The sequence below is a fragment of the Salipiger sp. PrR007 genome, from assembly GCF_010499845.1.
Classification (GTDB): Bacteria; Pseudomonadota; Alphaproteobacteria; order Rhodobacterales; family Rhodobacteraceae; genus Salipiger; species Salipiger pacificus_A.
The window spans coordinates 19,533-39,396 of sequence record NZ_JAAGOZ010000008.1 but is presented as its reverse complement, the minus strand read 5'-3'; the positions used below and the strand labels follow the sequence as shown (position 1 = coordinate 39,396).

Genomic DNA, 19,864 nt, shown 5'->3' with positions numbered 1-19,864 from the left:
AAATTATCGACAAACTGAGTGGGAGGGGATGACATGGCACGCAAAGTGACAAACCGGCGCAAGGCCGTGGTGACCGTGCTGGCCTGGCTCGTGGGGCTCGCGATCTTCTTCCCGATCCTGTGGATATTCATCCTCTCGTTCAAATCCGAGGGTGACGCGATCAAGACGCCCTTCGAGGTGCTGAGCTCGGCCTGGACCTTCGAGAGCTACGCCACGGTGCAGGAGCGGTCGAACTACTTCCGGCACTTCTGGAACTCGGTGGTGATCTCTCTGGGCTCGACGTTGATCGGCCTCGCCATCGCCATCCCGGCGGCCTGGGCCATGGCCTTCGTGCCCGGCAAGCGCACCAAGGACGTGCTGATGTGGATGCTGAGCACCAAGATGCTGCCCCCCGTCGGTGTGCTGGTGCCGATCTACCTGATCTTCCGCAACCTCGGGCTGCTCGACACACGCCTTGGTCTGGTCATCGTGCTGACGCTGATCAACCTGCCGATCATCGTGTGGATGCTCTACACCTACTTCAAGGAGATCCCCGGCGAGATCCTCGAGGCCGCGCGGATGGACGGCGCTTCGCTGAAGAACGAGCTGATCCACGTTCTGACGCCGATGGCGGTGCCCGGGATCGCCTCGACCCTGCTGCTCAACATCATCCTGGCGTGGAACGAGGCCTTCTGGACGCTGAACCTGACAGCGGCCAGGGCGGCGCCGCTCACCGCCTTCATCGCCAGCTACTCGTCCCCCGAGGGCCTGTTCTACGCCAAGCTCTCGGCGGCCTCGACCATGGCCATCGCGCCGATCCTCATCATGGGCTGGTTCAGCCAGAAGCAACTTGTCCGCGGCCTGACCTTCGGCGCGGTGAAATAAGATAGGAGCCAGACATGGGACGCATCACCCTCGACAAGGTGACCAAGAGCTTCGGTGACGTGAACGTCATCCCGCCTCTGGATCTGACCATCGACGACGGCGAATTCGTGGTCTTCGTCGGCCCCTCGGGCTGCGGCAAGTCCACGCTGCTGCGGCTGATCGCCGGGCTCGAAGACGTGACCTCGGGCCAGATCCGCATCGACGGCGCGGACGCCACCAACATGCCCCCCGCGAAGCGCGGACTGGCCATGGTGTTCCAGAGCTACGCGCTCTACCCGCACATGTCGGTGCGCAAGAACATCGCCTTTCCGATGAAGATGGCCGGGATGCCGCAGGACGAGCAGAACCGCCGTATCGACGCGGCGGCGAAATCGCTCAACCTGACCGACTACCTCGACCGGCGCCCCGGCCAGCTCTCGGGCGGTCAGCGTCAGCGCGTTGCCATCGGGCGGGCCATCGTGCGCGAGCCTTCGGCCTTTCTCTTCGACGAGCCGCTGTCGAACCTCGACGCGGCGCTGCGGGTGAACATGCGGCTCGAGATCTCGGAGCTGCACAACGCGCTCAAGACAACGATGATCTACGTGACCCACGACCAGGTCGAAGCCATGACCATGGCCGACAAGATCGTCGTGCTGCGCGCCGGCAACATCGAGCAGGTCGGCTCGCCGCTGGACCTCTACCACAGGCCGCAGAACGAGTTCGTCGCGGGCTTCATCGGCTCGCCGAAGATGAACCTGATCCGCGGCGCGGAGGCCGAGAAGCACGGCGTCGCGACCATCGGCATCCGCCCCGAGCATCTTGCGGCGTCGACCGAGGGTGGCCTCTGGCAGGGCACCGTGGGCGTGGCCGAGCATATCGGGTCCGACACCTTCCTGCATGTGCATGACCACGGGCTGGGCGACGAGCCGCTGACCGTGCGGGTGGACGGCGAAATGCCCGTGCGTCATGGCGACCGCATCTTCCTGACCCCGGACGAAAGCAAGCTGCACCGCTTCGACAAGCAGGGGCTGCGGGCATGACAACGCGCCTGCAGGGCAAATGCGCCTTGATCACCGGCGCGGCCCGCGGCATCGGCGCGGCCTTCGCCGAGGCTTACCTGCGCGAGGGGGCGAAGGTGGCGATTGCCGACATCGACCTTGCGCGGGCCGAGGCCACGGCGGCAGCGCTCGGCGAGGGGGTGGTCGCGGTGCACATGGATGTCACCGATCAGGCCAGCATCGACAGCGCGGTCGCCGAGACCGTCGCCCGGCTTGGTCGCATCGACATCCTGGTCAACAACGCCGCGCTCTTTAGCGCCGCTCCGCTGGTCGAGATCACCCGCGCCGAGTACGCCCGGGTCTTCGACATCAACGTCGCCGGCGTGCTTTTCACCATGCAGGCCGTGGCGAAACACATGATTGAGCGCGGCGGCGGGGGGCGGATCATCAACATGGCAAGCCAGGCCGGACGCCGTGGCGAGCCCTTGGTAGCGGTCTACTGCGCGTCCAAGGCGGCGGTGATCAGCCTGACGCAATCGGCGGCGCTGAACCTCATCGAGCACGGCATCAACGTCAACGCCATCGCCCCCGGCGTGGTCGATGGCGAGCATTGGGACGGTGTCGATGCCTTTTTCGCCAAGTACGAGAACAAGCCGCTCGGCCAGAAGAAGCGCGAGGTCGGCGCGGCCGTGCCCTACGGCCGCATGGGCCGTGCCGAGGATCTCACCGGCATGGCCGTCTTTCTTGCCTCGGACGAGGCCGACTACATCGTCGCCCAGACCTACAACGTCGACGGCGGCCAATGGATGAGCTGACGGAGAGTCTCATGAAACTCCACACCGGCGCGCTTGACGCGCTTGATCCCCGCATCTCCCGCCCGGCTTACGACCGGTCCTCCCTGACGCCGGGCATCGTGCACGTCGGCCTTGGAAATTTCCACCGCGCGCATCAGGCCGTCTACCTCGACGACCTCTTCGCCAAGGGGCTGGACCATGACTGGGCGATCTGCGGCGCCGGCGTGCGCGCGCCAGATGGCAAGATGCGCGATGCGCTGGCGGCGCAGGACTACCTCTCGACGGTGATCGAACTCGACCCCTCGGGTCCGCGCCCGCGGATCATCGGCGCCATGGTGGACTTCTGCCCGGTCGACCCCGAGAACGGCCCGCTCATCGACCGCATGGCTGATCCCGCGACCCGGATCGTCTCGCTGACGGTGACCGAGGGCGGCTACTACGTCGATGCCACCACCGGCACCTTCGATCCCAGCCATCCCGACATCCTTGCCGATGGCGCCGCGCCCGAACGCCCGAAGACCGTCTTCGGCGCCATCGTCGCCGCGCTCAAGGCGCGCCGCACGGCGGGACTGCCACCCTTTACCGTGATGAGCTGCGACAATATCCCCGGCAATGGCGAGGTGACCCGCGACGCGGTGGCGGGCACGGCGCGGCTGTCGGACCCCGACTTCGCGCTGTGGATCGAGACCAATGTCGCCTTTCCGAACTCCATGGTCGACCGCATCACACCCGCGACCGGCGAAGGCGAGCGCGCGCTGGCGCGTGACTTCGACCTCGACGATCCGGTGCCGGTGACCTGCGAGCCCTTCCGGCAATGGGTGCTCGAGGACCATTTCCCGCAAGGCCGCCCGCGGCTCGAGGAGGTGGGGGTGACCTTCACCGCGGATGTGCATGACTACGAGCGGATGAAGATCCGCATCCTCAACGGCGGGCATGCGATCATCGCCTATGCCGGCGCGCTGCTCGGCTGCGAATTCGCCGATGACGCCATGGCGCACCCGCTGGTCAGCGCCTACTTGCGGAAGGTCGAGACCGAGGAAATCCTGCCGCATGTTGCGCCGGTGCCCGAGTTCGCGCCGCCAGCCTACCTTGAACTGATCGAGGGGCGCTTTGCCAACCCGGCGGTCAAGGACACGATCCGCAGGCTTTGCCTCGACGGGTCGAACCGCCAGCCGAAGTTCATCGTGCCCTCGATTGCCGACGGGCTGCGCAAGGGCACGCCGATCGAGGGGCTGGCGCTGGAAAGCGCGCTCTGGTGCCGCTACTGCGCGGGCAGCTTCGAGGACGGCACCGAGATCGCGCCGAACGATCCCAACTGGGAGTCCCTGACCGCCCTGGCGGCGCAGGCCCGCGAGACCCCCGCGGTCTGGCTGACGCAGCGCGCGGTCTACGGCGAGGTCCAGGGGGATGCGCGCTTCGAAGAGAGTTTCTCGAAGTGGCTGCATCTGCTCTGGTCCGATGGCGCTCGGCGCAGCATCGAAACCTATTTGAACGGCTGATCTCATGTCCTATCTCGGCATCGACCTCGGGACCTCCGGCCTCCGGGCGCTGCTCTGCGACGCGGCCGGGGTGCCCGTCGCCAGCGCCGAGCGCCATTATGAGGCGCGCCACCCGCATCCCGGCTGGTCCGAGCAAGACCCTTCCGACTGGATTGCCGCGCTCGAGGGGGCGTTGAGCGAGCTGCGCGATCACCCGGCCTGGGCAGGGCTGCGCGGCATCGGCGTCGCGGGGCACATGCACGGCGCGGTCCTGTTGGGGCCAGATGACGCGGTGCTGCGCCCCTGCATCCTCTGGAACGACACCCGCGCCTTTGCCGAGGCCGCGCAGCTCGATGCCATCCCGGCGTTCCGCGCGCTCTCGGGCAATATCGTCTTTCCCGGCTTCACCGCGCCCAAGCTCGAATGGGTGCGCGCGCATGAGCCCGAGATCTTTTCGCAGGTCGCCAAGGTGCTGCTGCCGGCGGCCTATCTCAACCTCTACCTGACCGGCGATCACGTGGCCGACATGTCCGACAGCGCCGGCAGTGCCTGGCTCGACACCGGCGCGCGCGACTGGTCCGAGACGTTGCTCGAGGCCGGGCACATGGCACGCGCGCAGATGCCCCGGCTGGTCGAGGGGTGCGCGGCGGCCGGCCGCCTGCGCCCGGCGCTGGCGCAGGCCTGGGGGCTCGGCCCGCAGGTCACCGTCGCTGGCGGGGCAGGCGACAATGCGGCCGCGGCCTGCGGCACCGGCGCGCTCGACGAGGGGCAGGGGTTCGTTTCGCTGGGCACCTCGGGCGTGCTGCTCGCGGCGCGCAGCGGCTACCACCCGCTGCCCGGCAGTGCGCTGCACACCTTCTGCCATGCGGTGCCGGGGCGCTGGTACCAGATGGGGGTGATGCTCTCCTGCACCGACAGCCTCAACTGGCTCGCCCGCATTGCGGGGATGCGGCCCGCCGAGTTGACCGCGCCCCTGGGCGAGGCGCTGCAGCCGCCGGGCCGGGTGCGCTTCCTGCCGTATCTGTCGGGGGAGCGCACGCCGCACAACGATGCCATGATCCGCGGCGCCTTTACCGGGCTCGGCGCCGAGACCGGGCGAGACGACATGACCCGTGCGGTGCTCGAGGGCGTCGCCTTCGGATTGCGCGACAGCGCCGAGGCGTTGCGCGGTGCCAAGGCGGAGCTCGGCCACCTGCTGGCGATCGGCGGCGGCAGCCGCTCTCGGTACTGGCTGCGACTCATCGCGACGGTTCTGAACATGCCGCTGCACCTGCCGGCTTCGGGAGAGTTCGGCGCCGCACTCGGCGCCGCCCGGCTCGGCCAGCTCGCCGCCACCGGCGCCGCGCCCGAAGAGGTGATCACCCCGCCCGCCACCGCCGAGGTGATCGAGCCCGTGGCCGAGCTGGTGGACGCCTATGAGGCCGCATACCGTCGCTTCGGCCCGGCCTATCGGGTGATCCGCGAGATCCAGTGACCGCCCGGTCAGGCGTTTCCTTCCGCGCAAGACGATCCCCGCCGGAGCCGCAAGGGGCGGCGGGGACGGGTACTGCACCTCTGGAAGCGGAGCCTCAGATCACCCGCACCTGTGTGCCCACCGGGCAGAGCTGGAACAGCTCGGCGATCTTCTCGTTGTAGAGCCCGATGCAGCCGTCCGACGAGGGGCGGCCGATCTTGCGGGTGTCATGGGTGCCGTGGATGATGTAGGCGGGCCAGCTGAGGTACATGGCATGCGTGCCGAGCGGGTTCTCGGGGCCGGGGCCGATCGGCTTCCAATCCGGGTAGCGTTCCATCTGCGAGGCGGTCGGGGTCCAGGACGGGCCGACCTTCTTGCGCACGATCGATGTGTAGCCGCGCTTGGTCAGCTCCTCGGTCAGGGGCACCGAGGTTGGGTAGGCGCGGTAATCGCCGCCGTCCGAATTCCAGTAGTGCAGGGTGCGCGAGGCGGTATCGGCAACGAGCGTGGCCTTGCCCAGCGTGTCGAAATGGTCGCGCCAGTCCTGCCGCACCCAGCTCGAGGCGTTGCGGCGCGAGGCGCCCTGCGCGTGCAGCAGCGCGGGGGTGGCCAGCAGCGAGGCGGCGGCGAAGGAGCCGCGCAGGGCGGCGCGGCGGGTCAGCGAGGGGCTCATCTTGGTCTCCTGTCTTGTGGCGGGGGTATGCCCCGTCCTTGCCGCGTGAGACCGGCCCCTGCTTAACCGAAGCTTAAGCTTTCACCGCCGCCTGCCGCGCCTCACGCGAATGCGATCCCGCGTGGGCACTTGTCGCGGATCAGGCGCCGCTGTCCACGACATCGCCGCTCATCGACAGCATGTCAGAGGGCGGCACGGTCCCTTCGCCGGAGCGCTCCGCGGGCAGGACCACGACCTTGGTGCCCTTGGGGGTGTTCTCGTAGAGGTGGAGCGAATCCTGGTTGAACATGCGGATACAGCCCGAGGAGGTGGCATGGCCGACGGTCCAGGGCGAGGGGGTGCCGTGGATCCGGTAGAGCGTGTCGCGGCCGCCCTTGTAAAGGTAGAGCGCGCGCGCGCCGAGCGGGTTCTCGAGCCCGCCCGGAAGCCCGTTTGCCAGCGGCTTGTAGGTCTCGGGCTCACGTCGGATCATGTTGGCGGTCGGCGTCCAGTTGGGCCAGTGACGTTTCAGCGCCACATTGGCATTGCCGGAAAAGGCCAGGCCCTCGGCGCCCACGGCGACCGAGTAGCGCATGGCCGTGTTGCCCTCCTGGACCTGGTACAGCCAGCGCGCGCCGGGATCGACGATGATCGTGCCGGGCTTCTCGTCGGACCAGTAGTCGACCACCTGGCGCTTCTTCTCCTCGGTCAGGTACTTGTCTTCGATCGCCGGGATGGTGATGTCGCCGTCCTGGACTTCGGCATACATCATCCGGGTCTCGTCGGTGATCGCGCCGGGCGTGTTGGGCGGCAGGGCAGAGGTGGTGGCGCAGGCCGACAGCAGGCCGAAGAGGCTCAGCGAAAGGGCGGCGAGGGGGAGGCGTCGTGTAAGGCGGCCGGAGAGGGTGTCTGTCATCTGGCGGGTCCGTTGCTCTTGGAATTGGGGCGCAGGGCGGCTGCGCGCCGGGGTGCGTGTGGCGCAGCGAGGGGCGCGGCGTCACGTCGATGGGACGGAAGTAGGGTGAATTCGGCGGTTGTCCGCTGGCCGGTGCCAGCCTGTGGCGGGCGGGCAACAGGAAAAGCGTCTGCGCGCGCGGCGCGCTGCTGGGGAAAGGCTCTGGGACACATCGGAGGCAACTAGGAATTGGTGCTTAAGTAAGTCTTAAGGTTGACCAGCGAGCCCGCCCGCGCAAGGAGGTTTCATGCGCATCTTGATCGTCGAGGATGACCCTGTGCTTTCCGAGGGACTCTCGGTCGGCCTCGGCCTGTCCGGTTTCACCGCCGACGCCGTGGCCACGCTGGGCGACGCGCGCGCGGCGCTAGCGGACTCGGACTTCGCCGGTCTGGTGCTCGACCTGATGCTGCCCGATGGCTCGGGTCTGGAGCTGCTCTCGGAGATCCGCCGGGGCGGCTCGGAGTTGCCGGTGCTGCTGCTCACCGCCCGCGACCAGGTGCGCGACCGGATCGAGGGGCTGGATGCCGGGGCCGACGACTACCTCGGAAAGCCCTTCGACCTGCACGAGCTGGCGGCGCGGCTGCGCGCCATCCTGCGCCGCGCCGAGGGTCGCGCGGCGTCGGTTCTGCGCTGGAACGGGCTCGAGCTCGACCCCTCGCGGATGCGCGGTGAGTTCAACGGCGCGCCGCTCAGCTTCTCGCGCCGCGAGTTCGCCGTGCTGCACGCGCTGATGGAACGCCCTGGGCAGATCCTGTCGAAGTCGGCACTGGAAGAGCGGCTCTACGGCTGGCAGGAGGAGATCGAAAGCAACACCGTCGAGGTCCATGTCCACCACCTGCGCGCCAAGCTCGGGCGCAGGTTCATCGAGACGGTGCGGGGCCTTGGCTACCGCGTCGCCGCCGAGGGATGAGCCGCATGTCGCTGCGCCTTCGCCTTTTCCTGATCCTCGCCCTGGCGACCGGCGCGATCTGGTTCTCGGCGGTGATCTGGATCGAGCATTCCACCCGCGCGCAGGTGACCCGCGTGCTCGACGCGCGGCTGGCCGAGGCGGCGCGGATGGTCTCGTCGCTGCTCGAGGATCGGCGCATTGCCATGGCCGGAGACGGCGCGCCGGTGGCGATTCCGCTCGATCCGCACGGTGATTACGCCCATCAGCTGTCGTGCCAGATCTGGTCGCTGCAGGGCACGCTGGTCGGCCAGTCCGAGGGCGCGCCGCAGGTCCAGCTCACCGGGGCGCAGGGCACGGGCTATTCGCAGAGCACCGTCGGCGGCGAGACCTGGCGCGTCTACACCGTCGAGAACCCCGCGCTCGGGGTTCGGGTCATGGTGGGCGACAGCCTCGGGGTGCGCGATCGTCTGGTCTCGGGGGTGATCGAGGGACTGCTGCTGCCCATGGCGCTGATCCTGCCGCTGCTGGCGGCGGCGCTCTGGGTGAGCCTGGGGCGCGGGCTGGCGCCGATGCACCGGCTGGCCGAGGCGCTGCGTCTGCGCAGCCCTTCCGATCTTTCGCCGTTGCCAGCCGGACCGGTGCCCGCCGAGATGCGCCCGATGCGCGGCGCGCTCGACGATCTCTTCGCCCGGCTCGCCAAGGCGCGCGAGGCCGAGCGCGACTTCACCGCCTTTGCCGCGCACGAGCTGAAGACGCCTCTGGCGGGCCTGCGGACGCAGGCGCAGATCGCCCGCATTGCCCCCGACGAGGCCACGCGCAGCCGCGCGCTGCGGAGCATCGAGCGCTCGGTGGACCGCACCGACCGGCTGGTGCGGCAGCTGCTGGAACTCTCGGCGGTCGAGCGCGAGGGCGCGGCGGCGGAGCGAGTGGATCTCGGGCAGCTCAGCGCCGAGATCTGCGCCGATCTTGCCCCCCTGGCCGAGACGCGCGGCGTTGCGCTGATCTGTGACATTCCCCAAGGCAGCGAGCAGACGCTGCCTGCCAGCGGCTTCCTGCTGCACACCGCCCTGCGCAACCTTGTGGAGAACGCCCTGCAGGCGTCGTCCGAGGGCGGCAAGGTTCGGATATCGCGGCGCGGCGCGGTGCTCTTGGTCGAGGACGACGGTCCGGGCATCCCCGAGACCCTGCGCGCCCGCGCCTGCGAGCGCTTCGTGCGCGGCACCCAGGGCGGCGACGGCAGCGGCCTGGGGCTCGCCATTGCCCGCGCGGCGATGGAGCGGCTCGGCGGAGGGCTCGAGCTGCCGCCGAGCGCCGGGCAGGGCCAGCGGGCCGAGCTGCACCTGCCGAGCGCCTGATCTTCCTTGCCGCACATGGCATGTGCGCGGCAGGGGGCTGTCGCGCCGCCGCCGGGCGCCCTAGATTGCGCTCCAAGACAAGGAGAGTGCAATGGAACTCGGACTTTACACATTCGGCGACGTGGGCAAGAACCCGGTCACCGGCGAGACGGTGGACGCGGCAAAACGGCTGCAGAACCTGATGGAAGAGATCGAGCTCGCCGACCAGGTCGGGCTCGATGTCTTCGGCCTCGGCGAGCATCACCGCCCGAATTACGCCATCTCGTCGCCCGCCACGGTGCTGGCCGGCGCGGCGCGCACCACGAAGACCATCAAGCTCAGCTCGGCGGTCACGGTGCTCAGTTCGGACGATCCGATCCGCGTCTACCAGCAGTATGCGACGCTCGACAACCTGACCGGCGGGCGGGCCGAGATCATGGTCGGACGGGGCAGTTTCATCGAGAGCTTCCCGCTCTTTGGCTATGATCTCGACGACTACAACGAGCTGTTCGAGGAAAAGCTGCAGATGCTGCTCGCCATCAACGAGCAGGAACGGCTGGCCTGGCCGGGCACCGCGCATACGCCCAAAGTCGAGGGGCTCGGGGTCTACCCGCGTTCCGCGCAGGACAAGCTGCCGATCTGGATTGCGGCGGGGGGCACACCGCAGAGCATGGTGCGCGCCGGCGCGCTGGGGGCGCCGCTGGCCCTGGCGATCATCGGCGGTCAGCCGCGCCGCTTCAAGCCGCTGGCCGACCTCTATCGCAAGGCCGCCGCGCAGACCGGTCACGCCGAGCAGGCGCGTGTCTCGCTCAACGTGCATGGCTTCGTTGGCGAGGACAGCAAGAAGGCCGCCGACCTGTTCTTCCCGGCGCAGAAGCAGGTGATGGACCAACTCGGCCGCGAGCGCGGATGGCCGCCGCAGAGCCGCGCGCAATACGACGAGAGCATGAGCGCAGAGGGGTCGATGTTCGTCGGCAGCCCGGCGCAGCTGGTCGACAAGATCCTCGGGCTGCGCGAGGACCTCGGGTTCGACCGGGTGACCATCCAGATGGCCATCGGTGTCATCGAACACGCCGAGATGCTGAAGGCGATCGAGGTGCTGGGCACGAAGGTCGCCCCCGAGTTGCGCAAGGCGGGCTGACCGCTGCGACCCCGGCACCGGTGGCGTGATTTGCTGCCGGTGCAACACCGCCCTGCCTTCGGCGCGCTTGATTTGCCGCGCCGGGGCCTCTAGGTAACTTGCCCGAGAGAGGACGACCTCCCCCATACCGGGACAGCAGACGGGACGGCCCGACGCCATGGAGAGTGTCATGCGCAGCCGGTCCGATCGTATTCGTCACGCCCTCAGCTTCGAGCTGCTCGGCCTTGCCCTCGTCACCCCGCTTGGAGCCTGGGCCTTTGATCGCGACATGCACGAGATCGGTCTCGTCGCGCTGGTCTGCGCCACCGTGGCGACGGGGTGGAACTACGTCTACAACCTGCTCTTTGATCTGTGGATGAGCCGCCGTTATGGCCACACGCGGAAGAGCGTTCTTCTGCGCGTCGGGCACGCGGTGCTGTTCGAGCTTGGCCTGCTGGTGGCGCTGGCGCCCTATATCGCCTGGGAACTGGGGGTGAGCCTTGGCCATGCCCTGGTCATGGACATGGGCTTTGCTGGCTTTTACCTGGTCTATGCCTTCGTCTTCAACTGGCTCTACGATCTCGTCTTCCCGATCCCGCAGGCCCGGGCCGAGGCGCGCGGCTGAGGCGGTCGCCGTCGTGCCGCTCCAAGCCTTCCTCTCCGCAAGACTACTCTAGAGCGCCGCGCATCACGCGGCGGGGCGGCCCGCCTCGACCCGGCGGGGAGGACGCTACTTCGACCTACAGCGCGCAGCTGTCCTCTGCTTCGGTACAAAGCGGCGCGGGCGCGGGTGCGGGGTTTTGCGCGCGGGCGCCCTGGTAGGCACCAAAGACGGCAAGGGCCACCAGCGCCCCCAACTGGATAAGGGTTGTTCGTTTCATTTTTCTGCCTCGTCCGGGAAAGTCGGGGTCGTTGCCCCAGTCCCTTTGTTGCTCCCTCAGATGGAGAGCTTTCCGCCAGAATACAGCAGGGTGCGGACAGGCCGGTGTCGCGATTGCGACGTGAGCGCAGAGTTTTGCTCAAATCCTGAGTATTTGCGCGAAAATCCGGCAGAGTGTGGCTTTGATGTCACGTATTTGCGCCTGACGTTGCGCCAGAACACCAAAAACCGCCCGGAGCGCGGAGCTCCGGGCGGTCAATTTGCGACAGGTTGTCCAAGCGGCGTGGCCCGGGGGCGGGCCGCCGCGACGATATCAGGAGGCGGCGAGGTCGCGCAGCACGTAGTGCAGCACGCCGCCGTGCTCGACGTATTCCTTCTCGATCGCCGTATCGATGCGGCACTTGAGCTGGATGGTCTTGGTCGAGCCGTCCTTGAAGGTGATGGTGCAGGGCACCTCGGCCAGCGGGGTCACCGTGTCGAGCCCCTCGATGCTCACCGTTTCCTCGCCGGTCAGGCCCAGCGACTTGCGGGTGTCGCCGCCGGTGAACTCGAAGGGGATGACCCCCATGCCGACGAGGTTGGAGCGATGGATACGCTCGAAGCTCTCGGCGATCACTGCCTTGACGCCCAGAAGGGCCGTGCCCTTGGCTGCCCAGTCCCGCGAGGAGCCGGCGCCGTAGAGCTCGCCGCCGAAGATCACCAGCGGCGTGCCCTGATCCTGATAGGCCATGGCCGCCTCGTAGATCGAGGTCTGCTGGCCATCGGGGCCCTTGGTGTAGCCGCCTTCGACGCCGTCGAGCATCTCGTTCTTGATGCGGATGTTGGCGAAGGTGCCGCGCATCATCACCTCGTGGTTGCCGCGGCGCGAGCCATAGGAGTTGAACTCGCGCACGGGCACCTGGTGCTCGACAAGGTACTGGCCGGCCGGGGTGCTTTCCTTGAACGAACCGGCGGGCGAGATGTGGTCGGTGGTGATCATGTCGCCAAGCACGGCAAGGATGCGCGCGCCCTCGATGTTGGTGATCACGCCCGGATCCTTGGACATGCCCTGGAAGTAGGGCGGGTTCTGCACGTAGGTCGAGGTCGGCGGCCAGTCATAGGTCTCGCCGCCCTTCACCTCCACGCCTTGCCACCTTTCGTCGCCCTTGAAGACGTCGGCGTATTTCTCCTGGAACGCCTTGCGGGTCACGGTTTTCTCGACCAGTTCGGCGATCTCGGCATTCGAGGGCCAGATGTCTTTGAGGTAGACGTCGTTGCCGTCCTTGTCCTGGCCGATCACATCGGTCGCGATGTTGACGTTCATGTCGCCCACCAGCGCGTAGGCCACGACCAGCGGCGGCGAGGCGAGGTAGTTGGCGCGCACGTCGGGCGAAATGCGGCCCTCGAAGTTGCGGTTGCCCGAGAGCACCGAGGTGGCGATCAGGTCGTAGTCGTTGATCGCCTTGGAGATCGGCGCAGCGAGCGGACCGGAGTTGCCGATACAGGTCGTGCAGCCGTAGCCGACAAGGTTGAAGCCCACGGCGTCGAGATCTTCCTGCAGCCCCGCGGCCTCGAGGTATTCCGAGACGACCTGCGAGCCCGGGGCCAGCGAGGTTTTCACCCAGGGCTTGCGATTGAGCCCCAGTTCTCGTGCCTTGCGCGCGACGAGACCGGCGCCGATCATCACGTAGGGGTTCGAAGTGTTGGTGCAGGAGGTGATCGAGGCGATCACGATCGAGCCGTCGTGCAGCTGGTAGGCATTGTCGTCGGACTTGTACCAGCCTTTCTTATGGTGGCCCTCGTCACCGGGGACGTCGCGCGGCTCGGGAGCGCCGCCTTCGCCTTCCCAGCGCACTTCGGCATTGGCCGAGGCATCCTTGCCGTCGCGCACGCCCTTCACATACTCGCCGAAGGCGGTCGCCGCGCTGTCGAGCGCAATGTAATCCTGCGGGCGTTTCGGCCCGGAGATGGCGGGCACGATGGTGCCCATGTCGAGCTCGAGCGTGTCGGTGTAGATCGGATCGTAGTCCGCGCCGCGCCAGAAGCCGTTCTCCTTGGCATAGGCTTCGACCAGCGCGATGCGGTCCTTGTCGCGGCCGGTCTGCTCGAGGTAGCGCAGGGTCTCGGCGTCGATCGGGAAGAAGCCGCAGGTGGCGCCGTATTCGGGCGCCATGTTGGCGATGGTGGCGCGCTGCGCCAGCGGCAAGTTGTCGAGCCCGTCGCCGTAGAATTCCACGAACTTGCTGACCACGCCCTTGGCGCGCAGCATCTCGACGACCTTAAGCACGAGGTCGGTGCCGGTGGTGCCTTCCATCATCTCGCCGGTCAGCTTGAAGCCGACGACCTCGGGGATGAGCATGGAAATGGGCTGACCCAGCATCGCGGCCTCGGCCTCGATGCCGCCAACGCCCCAGCCCAGAACGGCGGCGCCGTTGACCATGGTGGTGTGGCTGTCGGTGCCGACCAGCGTGTCGGGGTAGGCGACCTCGGTGCCGGTCTGGTCTTCATCGGTCCAGACGGTCTGCGCAAGGTACTCGAGGTTCACCTGGTGGCAGATGCCCGTGCCCGGCGGCACCACGCGGAAGTTGTTGAAGGCGGATTGCCCCCACTTGAGAAACTCGTAGCGCTCGATGTTGCGCTCATACTCGCGGTCGACGTTCATCTGGAAGGCGCGCGGATTGCCGAACTCGTCGATCATCACCGAGTGGTCGATGACCAGATCCACCGGGTTCAGCGGGTTGATCTTCTGCGGATCGCCCCCCAGCGCCTTGATGCCATCGCGCATGGCGGCCAGATCGACCACCGCCGGAACGCCGGTGAAATCCTGCATCAGCACGCGGGCCGGACGGTAGGCGATCTCGCGGGGGTTCTTGCCGCCCTGCTTGCCCCATTCGGAAAAGGCCTTGATGTCGTCCACCGAGACGGTCTTGCCGTCTTCGAAGCGGAGCATGTTTTCGAGCACCACCTTGAGCGCTGCGGGAAGATTTGCGAAGTCGCCGAGCCCGGCAGCCTCTGCCGCGGGGATCGAGTAATAGGCGATGGTCTTGCCATTCACCTCGAGCGTCTTGCGCGTCTTGGATGTATCCTGACCAACCGTGATGGGCATGTGTGGCTCCCTCTTCTTGGGTGGAGAAAAACTGGGTCGCTACCGGGTAGATGGCGCAGAGACCATGTTGGATCAAGTCCGTAGGGATATAAATTGTATTCGATGGTATACATCTGCCGAAAAACCACCATCACCCGCTCTCGCAAAACCTTGATTGGTTATTTCAATGAGGGTTTTGTACCCCAATTGGGGAAAAGCTACGGGGAAAGCTGGCCAGATGATCCGACTCACGACTTGGATGGCGCCCATAGCCATGCTGCTTTCCGTCAGCGTGGCGCAGGCGCAGCAGGACACGCCGGTCCTCGTCGAGCTCTTCACTTCGCAGGGCTGCGCCGCCTGTCCGCCCGCCGATGCCGTGCTCTCGGAGCTGAGCGGGCGCGACGATGTCATCCCGCTCGCGCTGCATGTGGACTACTGGGATTACATCGGCTGGAAGGACGATTTCGCCGATCCGGCCTTTACCAAGCGCCAGAAGGGATATGCCCGCGCCGCCGGCCGCCGCTCGCTCTACACGCCGCAGATGATCGTGGCGGGCCGCTACGACGTCGTCGGCTCGCGCCCGATGAAGGTGGTGGATGCGATCCGCGCCGCCGCCAAGACCCCGCCTCCGGTGAAGCTGCTGCTGGCGCGCGACGGTGACACGCTGGTGATCCGCGCCGAGCCGCTGGCTCCCTTGCCGCCCGAGACGGTGGTGCATCTGGTGCGCTACGCGCCGGAAAAGACGGTGGACATCGAGGATGGCGAGAACGCCGGGCTCGAGATGACCTACACCAATATCGCGCATGGCTGGCAGGTGATCGGCAGCTGGGACGGGCAAGGCGCCTACGAGACCTCGGTGCCGCTGGAGGGCGACGATCCGGCGGTGGTGCTGGTGCAGGAGCCGCCCTTCGGCCCGGTGCTGGCCGCCGCGCGCTGGCGCGACTGAGCCGCGCCAGCAAAGGCACCGTCCGCGACCTCAGGCCGCGCCTTCACTTCCCATGAACATCAGGTCCGGTCCGCTGCCGTCCGGCGCGACGAGGCAGCGCCAGGGGGCGCCGTTTGTGCCGACCCGCATGTAGATCGCGGTGGCCGCCTCGGAGGTTTCGCTGCCCACGACCATGACACCGCCCTCGGTCTGCGCCTCGAGCGCGGACTGGCATGACGACACCGCGGCGTTGGTCACCTCGGGGGCCATGGTTTCGATGAAGGGCGGTCCGCCCGGAGCGGCGGGCATCGGCGCGCTGGCAGAGGGGGTGGCGGTACCGTCGCAGGCGGCGACGAGCGTGATCGCGGCAAGCACGGCTGCTGACCTGATGAATGGCATGTAAGGGGTCCTCGAAATTTTCTGAACAATGGCAGTGCCGAAGCTTAGGGCTTGCCTTGTTCGGCGATCAAGAGGCCGCTGGGAGCTTCACCTGCCGTCCTGCTGTCGCGCGCGTTTTTCCGCTCGCTTGCGCTGGCGCTTCGGCTTCCAGCGGCGGTGAATCCAGAACCATTGACCGGGGTCCGCCTCGATCCGCGCCTCGAGCCTCCGGGTGACCTCGCGCATCATCTCGACCGGATCTCCATGCGGGATCGGTGCCTCGAAGACCGCTTCGAAGTTCACCCCGTCGGGTTTGCGGATGCCGAAAAACGGCACGAAAAGCGCGCCGGTCTTCACCGCGATTTCGGCGGCAGAGGTCAGCGTGGGGGCGGGCTGGCCGAGGAAATCGATGGGCACGCCCGCGCTGTCGTAGACGTCGAAGAGCAGCACGCCCATGCCGCCGCCGCGGATGTGTTTGAGCAGCCCCATGGTGCCGCGCCGGCCCTGCTCGAAGACCGGATCGCTGAGCGCGTGCATGTTGGCGGCGTAATGCTCGTTGAAAAAAGGATTGGCCATGGGCCGGTAGAGCCCGCCGATGCGCCAGCCGCGGGCGACCAGCGCGGCGCGCGGCGCCTCGAAGTTGCCGTAGTGGCCGGTGACGAAGAGGATCGGCTTGCCCTCGGCTTGCGCGGCCTCGATGGCTGCAACGCCCTCGCCGGTGACCGGCGTGTGCTTCATGCGCTCGAGCAGCCCCGCAACGTCGTAATTCTCGATCATCGTGCGCCCGGCGTTCTGCGCCACCTCGCGGGCGATGCGGCGGCGCTCGTCCTCGGGCATCTCGGGCCAGACGTGGGCGAGGTTTGCCATGGCGCGGTCCCGGTAGCCGGTCAGCGGGGCGAGCACGCGCGAGACCAATGTTGCCATCATCCGGCCGCGGAGCGTGGCGGGCAGCAGCAGCGCGAGCCGGATCATCGCCCGCAGCGCCTTGTCGGACAGGAAATCGCCCATGCCGCCGCGGTCCTGCACGGTCGCCTTGGCCGGGGTCGCGCCATCGTCTTTTGCTGGCCTATGTGTCGTGCCCTTGGTCACATCCCGCTCCGCTGGTCTGAGCGGCAGACTTAAGCCGAGGATGCGCGCGGCACAAGTTCCGGGACTAGTCCTCGTCGTCCTCGTCCGACTTCAGCTCGATCTCTCCGACGCTGACCAGCTCGCGGATGGCGCTGACCACGGCGTTCATCGCGGCCTCTCCCTTCTTGCCCTTGACGCTCATGCCAGCCGCGTCCTCGCGGAGCGCGGAAGCCATGCGTTTTGACATGTTTTCAAGCAGGTATTCGGCGGCGGGCAGATCGGCCTCGGAGCTGGCGGCGGCGATGGCGACGGTGAGATCTTCGGGGGCCACGTCGCGAGTGATCTTCGGCACGTCCTGCTTGCGCAGCCGCGAGGGGATGTCGGCGAAAGTAAAGATCGCGCGGCGCACCGCTTCGGCGAAATCCCTGTCGGTCTCTTCCAGCCCCTCGAGCACCTCGTCACGCTTGGCCGAGGCGGCGTAGTTGAGGATCGCGCCCACCCGCTCGTCGGCGCGCTTGGCGAAGGCCCGGGGTGGCTCGGCGTCGAGCTGGGCGGCGAGGCTCAGGCCAATGCGGTCCACCGCCTCGGGCGAGATGCCCGCGGTCATCGATACGGCATAGGTGATGCGCCGGGCGCGGTCGCCGGGCATCTGCGCAAGCACGGCGGCGGCCTTGGCGGTGTTGATCTTCGAGAGCATGACCGCGGCCACCTCGATCGCCTCGGCGCCGGCGATGGCGGCGATGCGCTCCTCTGGCAGGGCACCGATGCGCTCCCAGGGATCGCCGCTCTGGCGCACGCCCGCTTCCTTGCGCAGCCGTGCGGCGGTGCGGGCGCTGATCTTGCCCTCGAGCGCGGAAAGCGCCCCCGCCATGTCGCCGGGAAAGGAGAGGCCAACGCCGTCGAGTTCCTCGGAGAACTCCTCGACCACGGCGTTGAGCGTGGCGCGGTCGATGTAGCGCATGCGCCCGAGCTGCAGCGTCAGCTCGGCCTGCAGATCCTCGGGCAGGGCGGAGAGCGGCACATCCGCCCCCTCGTTGAGCAGGAACTGCACGATGATCGCCGCCTTGGCGCGTCGCGACAGCGGACGCCGCCCGCCGGCAGGCGCGAGATCGGACGGGGAAGGCAGCTGCGACATGGCGGGACATCCGGGCTCTTGCTGCTGCCAGAGCTAGCGCAGCGAGGTTAATGATCCCTCATTCCCACACGGAAAAGGGCAACCTCGGCGGGCTGCCCTTCGACGTGGGATCGGATGTGCGGGCTCTGCGGTCAGCCCGAGACGACCTTGCAGGTGCCGGTGGCGGAATCGTATTCCGATCCGGCTGCGCAGGTCATCTTGGCCTCGTTGTGATAGCTGCAGTCCGCCCAGGCAACGAGCGGGGCGGCGACGAGAGCCGCGGCAGTCAGCAGGGTCTTGATCGTCATGCGTCGTCCTCCGTGGTGACTGGGCAGAAGGCTACCACGGCTTGCCTCATCGGCCAAAACGAAACGGGCCGGCGCCTTTGCTCACGTTTCCGCGAGCGTGGCGCCGGCCCTTGCGTTCAGGTCCAGATATCCCGGTCCGGGGCAGAAGCCCCGCACGCCTTGGCAGGATCAGCTCTCGCCGAAGACCCGGCGGAAGATCGTGTCAACGTGCTTGGTGTGATAGCCCATGTCGAATTTCTCGTTGATCTGCTCGACGCCGAGCGCCTTGACCACATCCTCGTCCGCCAGCAGTTGCTCGCGGAAATCGACGCGCTCTTCCCAGACCTTCAGCGCGTTGCGCTGGACCATGGAATAGGCATCCTCGCGGCTCACGCCTGCCTGTGTCAGCGCCAGCAGCACGCGCTGGCTCATCACGAGGCCGGGGAACTTGTTCATGTTGTCGAGCATGTTCTGCGGGTAGATGATCATCTTGTCGACCACGCCCGCGAGGCGGTTCAGCGCGAAGTCGAGGGTGATGGTCGCATCCGGGCCAATGCCGCGCTCGACCGAGCTGTGCGAGATGTCGCGCTCGTGCCAGAGGGCAACATTCTCCATCGCCGGGATGACGGTCATCCGCACGAGACGGGCGAGGCCGGTCAGGTTCTCGGTCAGCACCGGGTTCTTCTTGTGCGGCATCGCCGAGGAGCCCTTTTGGCCCATCGAGAAGAACTCTGCGCCTTCGAGCACCTCGGTGCGCTGCATGTGGCGGATCTCGATGGCGACGTTCTCGATCGAGCTGGCGATGACGCCGAGCGTGGCGAAGAACATGGCGTGGCGGTCGCGGGGGATCACCTGGGTCGAGATCGGCTCGGGGCGCAGGCCCAGCTTTTCGCAGACGTGCTCTTCAACCGCCGGGTCGATGTTGGCGAAGGTGCCGACTGCGCCCGAGATCGCTCCGGTGGCGATCTCGTACCGGGCTTTCTCGAGGCGGTTCTTGTTGCGGTCCATCTCGGCGTAGAAGCGCGCGAAGGTCAGGCCCATGGTGGTCGGTTCGGCATGGATGCCGTGGCTGCGGCCGACGCGGACGGTCATCTTGTGCTCGAAGGCACGCTTCTTGAGCGCGGCCAGCACCTTGTCCATGCCGGTCAGCAGGATGTCGGCGGCGCGCACCAGCTGCACGTTGAGGCAGGTGTCGAGCACGTCCGAGGAGGTCATGCCCTGGTGTACGAAGCGCGCTTCTTCACTGCCGACATGCTCGGCGAGGTGGGTCAGGAAGGCGATGACGTCATGCTTGGTGACGGCCTCGATCTCGTCGATGCGGGCGACGTCGAATTCCACGTCCTTGGCCTTCCAGACGGCCTCGGCGTTTTCCTTGGGGATCACCCCCAGCTCGGCCATGGCGTCGCAGGCATGCGCCTCGATCTCGTACCAGATGCGGAACTTGGTGGCAGGTTCCCAGATGGCGGTCATCTCGGGGCGGGCGTAGCGGGGGATCATCGGCTAACCTTCCGTCTTGTGCAGGGCAGACGCGGGCGTCATAGGGCGGAAGTCGCGCGGCGGCAAGACCGGTGACGGCGCCGCGGGGTCGGGGCGTGGCGCCGGTGCCCTTCGGGACTGTCGGGTGATGGCGCC

19 protein-coding genes are annotated in these 19,864 nt (G+C 67.4%); 10 read left to right on the top strand and 9 right to left on the bottom strand.

Annotation, left to right across the window (positions count from 1 at the left end):
* Positions 1 to 33: 33 nt before the first annotated feature.
* From G0Q01_RS01020 to xylB, 5 genes are read left to right on the top strand one after another with little or no spacing between them, the layout of a single operon-like run.
* On the top strand, positions 34 to 864 hold the full coding sequence (locus G0Q01_RS01020) for a carbohydrate ABC transporter permease (RefSeq protein WP_164196961.1): 831 nt from the start codon (positions 34 to 36) through the stop codon (positions 862 to 864).
* Positions 865 to 878: 14 nt separating this feature from the next.
* Entirely contained in the window at positions 879 to 1,883 is a 1,005-nt protein-coding gene (locus G0Q01_RS01015) for an ABC transporter ATP-binding protein (protein ID WP_164212942.1), read from the top strand.
* The gene (locus G0Q01_RS01010; protein WP_164196963.1) at positions 1,880 to 2,656 is read left to right on the top strand and encodes an L-iditol 2-dehydrogenase; all 777 of its coding nucleotides are present in this window, start codon (positions 1,880 to 1,882) and stop codon (positions 2,654 to 2,656) included. The genes G0Q01_RS01015 and G0Q01_RS01010 overlap by 4 nt, the downstream gene beginning before the upstream one ends.
* An 11-nt stretch (positions 2,657 to 2,667) precedes the next feature.
* Positions 2,668 to 4,134 (top strand): mannitol dehydrogenase family protein, encoded by a 1,467-nt coding sequence (locus G0Q01_RS01005; protein ID WP_164196964.1) that lies wholly within the window; start codon positions 2,668 to 2,670, stop codon positions 4,132 to 4,134.
* A gap of 4 nt (positions 4,135 to 4,138) precedes the next feature.
* Positions 4,139 to 5,587 carry a xylulokinase gene (gene xylB / locus G0Q01_RS01000; protein ID WP_164196965.1) on the top strand — a complete coding sequence of 483 codons (1,449 nt, stop codon included), beginning with the start codon at positions 4,139 to 4,141 and terminating at the stop codon, positions 5,585 to 5,587.
* 94 nt (positions 5,588 to 5,681) lie between these two features.
* Here the strand turns inward: xylB and G0Q01_RS00995 are convergent, their stop codons facing one another.
* Together G0Q01_RS00995 and G0Q01_RS00990 are read right to left on the bottom strand one after the other, a co-directional pair.
* Positions 5,682 to 6,239 (bottom strand): L,D-transpeptidase, encoded by a 558-nt coding sequence (locus tag G0Q01_RS00995; protein ID WP_108965725.1) that lies wholly within the window; start codon positions 6,237 to 6,239, stop codon positions 5,682 to 5,684.
* Between the two features lie 139 nt (positions 6,240 to 6,378).
* Positions 6,379 to 7,134, bottom strand: a complete 756-nt coding sequence (locus tag G0Q01_RS00990; RefSeq protein WP_164196966.1) for a L,D-transpeptidase — start codon at positions 7,132 to 7,134, stop codon at positions 6,379 to 6,381.
* Positions 7,135 to 7,420: 286 nt separating this feature from the next.
* Between G0Q01_RS00990 and G0Q01_RS00985 the strand changes: the two genes are divergently transcribed.
* From G0Q01_RS00985 to G0Q01_RS00970, 4 genes are all read left to right on the top strand, one after another.
* Entirely contained in the window at positions 7,421 to 8,083 is a 663-nt protein-coding gene (locus G0Q01_RS00985) for a response regulator transcription factor (RefSeq protein WP_164196967.1), read from the top strand.
* Between the two features lie 5 nt (positions 8,084 to 8,088).
* Entirely contained in the window at positions 8,089 to 9,417 is a 1,329-nt protein-coding gene (locus G0Q01_RS00980; protein WP_164196968.1) for an ATP-binding protein, read from the top strand.
* A 91-nt stretch (positions 9,418 to 9,508) separates the two neighbouring features.
* Positions 9,509 to 10,537, top strand: a complete 1,029-nt coding sequence (locus G0Q01_RS00975) for an LLM class flavin-dependent oxidoreductase (RefSeq protein ID WP_164196969.1) — start codon at positions 9,509 to 9,511, stop codon at positions 10,535 to 10,537.
* A gap of 169 nt (positions 10,538 to 10,706) precedes the next feature.
* Positions 10,707 to 11,141 carry a PACE efflux transporter gene (locus G0Q01_RS00970; protein WP_164196970.1) on the top strand — a complete coding sequence of 145 codons (435 nt, stop codon included), beginning with the start codon at positions 10,707 to 10,709 and terminating at the stop codon, positions 11,139 to 11,141.
* A 115-nt stretch (positions 11,142 to 11,256) separates the two neighbouring features.
* Here G0Q01_RS00970 and G0Q01_RS00965 read toward each other — a convergent pair whose 3' ends face one another.
* Positions 11,257 to 11,397 carry a hypothetical protein gene (locus G0Q01_RS00965; protein WP_164196971.1) on the bottom strand — a complete coding sequence of 47 codons (141 nt, stop codon included), beginning with the start codon at positions 11,395 to 11,397 and terminating at the stop codon, positions 11,257 to 11,259.
* Between the two features lie 312 nt (positions 11,398 to 11,709).
* Positions 11,710 to 14,481 (bottom strand): aconitate hydratase AcnA, encoded by a 2,772-nt coding sequence (gene acnA / locus G0Q01_RS00960; protein ID WP_164212941.1) that lies wholly within the window; start codon positions 14,479 to 14,481, stop codon positions 11,710 to 11,712.
* A 217-nt stretch (positions 14,482 to 14,698) separates the two neighbouring features.
* Here acnA and G0Q01_RS00955 point away from each other — a divergent pair, with 217 nt between their 5' ends.
* The gene (locus G0Q01_RS00955; protein ID WP_164196973.1) at positions 14,699 to 15,406 is read left to right on the top strand and encodes a thioredoxin family protein; all 708 of its coding nucleotides are present in this window, start codon (positions 14,699 to 14,701) and stop codon (positions 15,404 to 15,406) included.
* Positions 15,407 to 15,436: 30 nt separating this feature from the next.
* On the opposite strand, the gene G0Q01_RS00950 is transcribed toward G0Q01_RS00955, so the two are convergent.
* From G0Q01_RS00950 to purB, 5 genes are all read right to left on the bottom strand, one after another.
* Positions 15,437 to 15,784, bottom strand: a complete 348-nt coding sequence (locus G0Q01_RS00950; protein WP_108965712.1) for a hypothetical protein — start codon at positions 15,782 to 15,784, stop codon at positions 15,437 to 15,439.
* An 87-nt stretch (positions 15,785 to 15,871) separates the two neighbouring features.
* Complete coding sequence (locus tag G0Q01_RS00945) at positions 15,872 to 16,771, bottom strand: lysophospholipid acyltransferase family protein (protein WP_164197051.1); 900 nt, start codon at positions 16,769 to 16,771, stop codon at positions 15,872 to 15,874.
* A gap of 145 nt (positions 16,772 to 16,916) precedes the next feature.
* A complete protein-coding gene (locus G0Q01_RS00940; RefSeq protein WP_164196974.1) occupies positions 16,917 to 17,966 on the bottom strand; it encodes a flagellar motor switch protein FliG in 1,050 nt (349 codons plus the stop codon).
* A 131-nt stretch (positions 17,967 to 18,097) separates the two neighbouring features.
* Entirely contained in the window at positions 18,098 to 18,253 is a 156-nt protein-coding gene (locus tag G0Q01_RS00935; protein WP_164196975.1) for an adenylosuccinate lyase, read from the bottom strand.
* 168 nt (positions 18,254 to 18,421) lie between these two features.
* A complete protein-coding gene (purB, locus tag G0Q01_RS00930; RefSeq protein ID WP_164196976.1) occupies positions 18,422 to 19,729 on the bottom strand; it encodes an adenylosuccinate lyase in 1,308 nt (435 codons plus the stop codon).
* Positions 19,730 to 19,864 lie beyond the last annotated feature (135 nt).